The organism is Phenylobacterium aquaticum, assembly GCF_947378715.1.
GTDB classification, from domain to species: domain Bacteria; phylum Pseudomonadota; class Alphaproteobacteria; order Caulobacterales; family Caulobacteraceae; genus Phenylobacterium; species Phenylobacterium aquaticum_A.
Genome location: NZ_CANCLE010000263.1, coordinates 1 through 3,405, shown reverse-complemented (window position 1 = coordinate 3,405; position 3,405 = coordinate 1). Strand labels below are relative to the sequence as shown.

3 protein-coding genes are annotated in these 3,405 nt (G+C 68.8%); 2 read left to right on the top strand and 1 reads right to left on the bottom strand.

Annotated elements, in window-relative coordinates:
• Window positions 1-167 (bottom strand): NAD(P)-binding protein (locus Q7P21_RS20245; protein WP_304180184.1); only part of this gene is annotated, 167 nt, incomplete at its 3' end.
• A gap of 197 nt (window positions 168-364) precedes the next feature.
• On the opposite strand from Q7P21_RS20245, the gene Q7P21_RS20240 reads away from it, so the two are divergent.
• Together Q7P21_RS20240 and Q7P21_RS20235 are read left to right on the top strand one after the other, a co-directional pair.
• The gene (locus Q7P21_RS20240; RefSeq protein ID WP_304164883.1) at window positions 365-1,174 is read left to right on the top strand and encodes an enoyl-CoA hydratase/isomerase family protein; all 810 of its coding nucleotides are present in this window, start codon (window positions 365-367) and stop codon (window positions 1,172-1,174) included.
• Window positions 1,175-1,354: 180 nt separating this feature from the next.
• On the top strand, window positions 1,355-3,405 hold a 2,051-nt coding region (locus tag Q7P21_RS20235; protein ID WP_304180181.1), incomplete at its 3' end, for a PAS domain-containing hybrid sensor histidine kinase/response regulator.

Genomic DNA, 3,405 nt, shown 5'->3' with positions numbered 1-3,405 from the left:
ACCCGGGCGCCGGGATAGCGGTTCCAGAACCAGGTGCCGCCGATGTCCGACCCCGCCTCATAGACCCGAGCCTTGAGCCCCAGGCCGCGCAGGCGGTGCAGCATGTACATGCCGGAAATGCCGGCGCCGATGATCACGGCGTCGAGGCTGGTGGTTTGGGCCGCCATGGTTTCCCCCTGGAAGATCGCTTTTTTGTTTGAGCGCATACTAGGGGCCGCGGCCCGGGGGACGCAGGTCTAATTCACGCTCTCCCGGAACTTTGAACGCCTTCCCTGGCGTCCGGCTAGCTTGACGCCAGGGCGCCGTTTCCCAGCGCGTGATTTGGGATCAGCATGGCCGGCAAAACCTCAAGGGAGGAACGACCATGACCCTCGCGCCCGCCGATTTCACCTGCACCCTCTACGCCGTCGCCGACCATGTCGCGGTGATCACCCTGAACCGGCCGGAGCGGCGCAATGCGCTGAACCCGCGCGCCTATGCCGAGATCGAGGCGGCGTTCCGGGCGGCGAGCGCGGACCCGGAGGTGCGCTGCGTGGTGGTGACGGGGTCTGATCCGTCGTTCTGTTCCGGCGAGGACGTCAAGGAGATGATGACCGGGGAGGGTGGGGCCCAGGTCCGCGCCGGCCAGGTCCCGGTGAAATACGCCCCCACCCCGGCGGCCATGGCGGCGCTGGAATGTGAGAAGCCGGTGATCGCCGCGGTCAATGGATCGGCGGTCGGCTGGGGCATGGAGCTGGCCCTGTTTGCCGATATCCGCATCGCCTCGGACCAGGCGAAGTTCGCCGAACTGTTCATCCGGCGCGGCCTGATCTGCGATGTCGGCGGGCTGCTGCGGCTGCCGGCCATCGTGGGGCCGGCCAAGGCGGCGGAACTGTTGTTCACCGGCGATGTCATCGACGCGGCGGAGGCGGCGCGGATCGGCCTGGTCAGCGAGGTGGCGGCCCACGGCGAGCTGATGGGCCGCGCCATGGCCCTGGCCGGGCGGATCGCCGCCAATTCGCCGCTGGCCCTGCGCTACATGAAGCAGGGGCTGGCGCGCACGGCCTATGGCGACCCGCGCGAGGTGGGAAGCTGGGCGATTGAGGTGATCTATCGGCTGTTCCAGACCGAGGACCATCGCGAGGGGGTGAAGAGCTTTCTGGAGAAGCGCGAACCTGTGTTCCACGGCCGATAGTCGCCGCGTTCTGTAGTCAACAGCCCCATATCGGGCGTTGAATGCCCAATTCGGGGATTTCAATACATGGCTGTGTCAGAATGACGCAGTCGCTTGGTAGTCATTCATTCAATCCGGCCGACCCAGACTACGAAGCAATATCCGCGAGACCTGTCGATTCTGCGGGGACTAGGGGGCGGCGTGTTCGAAGAGAATGAGGCGAGCCGCAGGGTCCTGGAATGGCGCTGCGGCGGGCTGCCGGGGCGCATCGCCCAGGGGGTGTTGCTCGGCGTGCTGGCCGGTCTGCTGATCTCGCCCTGGATCGCCGTCTGCTGGGTGGTGCTGTCCAATTCCGTCCTGGTGTTCGACTCCCGCCTCGCCCGGCGCCTGGCGGCGCATCCGGAGGACCGGGGACTGGCCCTGCGTTCGGCGGCGCTGCGCACGGTCTCGGGCGTGATCTATGGCGCGGTGGCCTGGCTGTTCCTGCTCGACCAGACCTCGCTGGGCCTGGGCGCCGCGCTGCTGGTCGGCTGCGCCGTCGCCCTGAACAACGCGGTCATGACCCGGGGGGTCAGAGGCTATGCCGTGACCCTGGCCGGGCCGGCGGCGGTGATGGTGGTCATGGCCCCGCCCTTGGCGGTGCTGATGGGGCATCACCTGAGCTGGGCGGGGGCGCTCTATCTGAGCTTTGGCGCAGCGGCCTATGGGGTGTTCCTGGGGCGGCTGGCGGCCATGCTGGCCGCCGAGAGCCGCACGCTGAGACGCGCCATGGTCGACCTGCAGCGGGAACGCGACACGGCGTCCGACGCCCAGCGCACGGCGAGCGCCGAGCGGGCCCGGTGGCGCAACCTGTTCGACGACAGCCCGATGCCGCAGCTGTGCTTCGACGCCTCGGAGCTGTACGAACGCCTGACCCGGGGGACCGAGATCGGCGGGGACGATGTGGAGCTGTTGTCCCAGAAGCTCGCCGCCGACCCTGAGGCCCTGGCGGTGATCCGGCTGACCGACGCCAATGAGGCGGCCCGCGACCTGATCGGGGCCAGGGATTTCGGCGGCGGATCGATATCGGAGATCTTCGACGAATCCATGCTGACCGGCCTGGCGCTCAGCCTCAGGGACGTCTCGGACGACGGGGTGCTGCCGCCGTTCCCGACCACCCTGACCCGGGCCGATGGCGAACTGGCCGAGGTGATGGTGCACGTCCGCGCCATGATCCGCGGCGCCCGCCCCTGGTCGATGTGCATGGTGACCTTCGTCGACATCACCGCCTTCCAGTCGGTGGTCCGCGACCAGGCGGAGGCCATGCTGGCCGCCCAGGCCGCCAGCGTGGCCAAGAGCGAATTCCTGGCGATCATGAGCCACGAGATCCGCACCCCGATGAACGGAGTGCTGGGCATGGCCCAGGCCATGACCCGCGAACCCCTGTCGCCGGTGCAGCGCGACCGGCTGGACGTGATCCGCCAGTCTGGCGAGGCCCTGCTGGCCATCCTCAATGACGTGCTCGACCTGTCGAAGATCGAGGCGGGCAAGCTGGAGCTGGAGACCGCGCCCTTCGACCTGGAGGCCGTGGCGCGGGGCGCGCACGCCACCTTCACCTCGACCGCCAATTCCAAGCGGCTGTCCTTCAACCTGTCGATCGCGCCGCAGGCGCGGGGCGCCTATCTGGGCGACTCCGCCCGGGTGCGGCAGGTGCTGTACAACCTGATCTCCAACGCCGTGAAATTCACCGCCCAGGGCGGGGTGCGGGTCTCGATCCTGGCCGCCGATCCGGGCATTCGCATCGAGGTCGAGGACACCGGTGTCGGCATCCCCGCCGACCGGCTGGAGAAGCTGTTCGCCAAGTTCGTGCAGGCCGATTCCTCCACCACCCGCCAGTTCGGCGGCACGGGCCTGGGCCTGGCCATCTGCCGCGAACTGGCCGAGGCCATGGGCGGGTCGATTACCGTCGAAAGCCGCGAGGGCGAGGGCAGCCGGTTCATCGTCGAACTGCCCCTGCCCCGGGCCGATGGGGAGCTGTGCCTGCTGCCGGACGCCGCGCCCCAGGACGAGGAGGCGGCCGAACTGGAGGGCGAATTCAGGATCCTGGCGGCCGAAGACAACCCGATCAACCAGCTGGTGCTGAAGACCCTGCTGGCCCAGTTCGGCCTGACCCCCCAGGTGGTCGACAATGGCGAGCTGGCGGTGGCGGCCTGGGAGGCCGAGGCCTGGGACCTGATCCTGATGGATGTGCAGATGCCGGTGCTGGACGGGCC

Excerpts from the sequence above, each read along its gene's own strand:
- Q7P21_RS20240 (WP_304164883.1), top strand. The coding sequence starts at position 365 with ATGACCCTCGCGCCCGCCGATTTCACCTGCACCCTCTACGCCGTCGCC.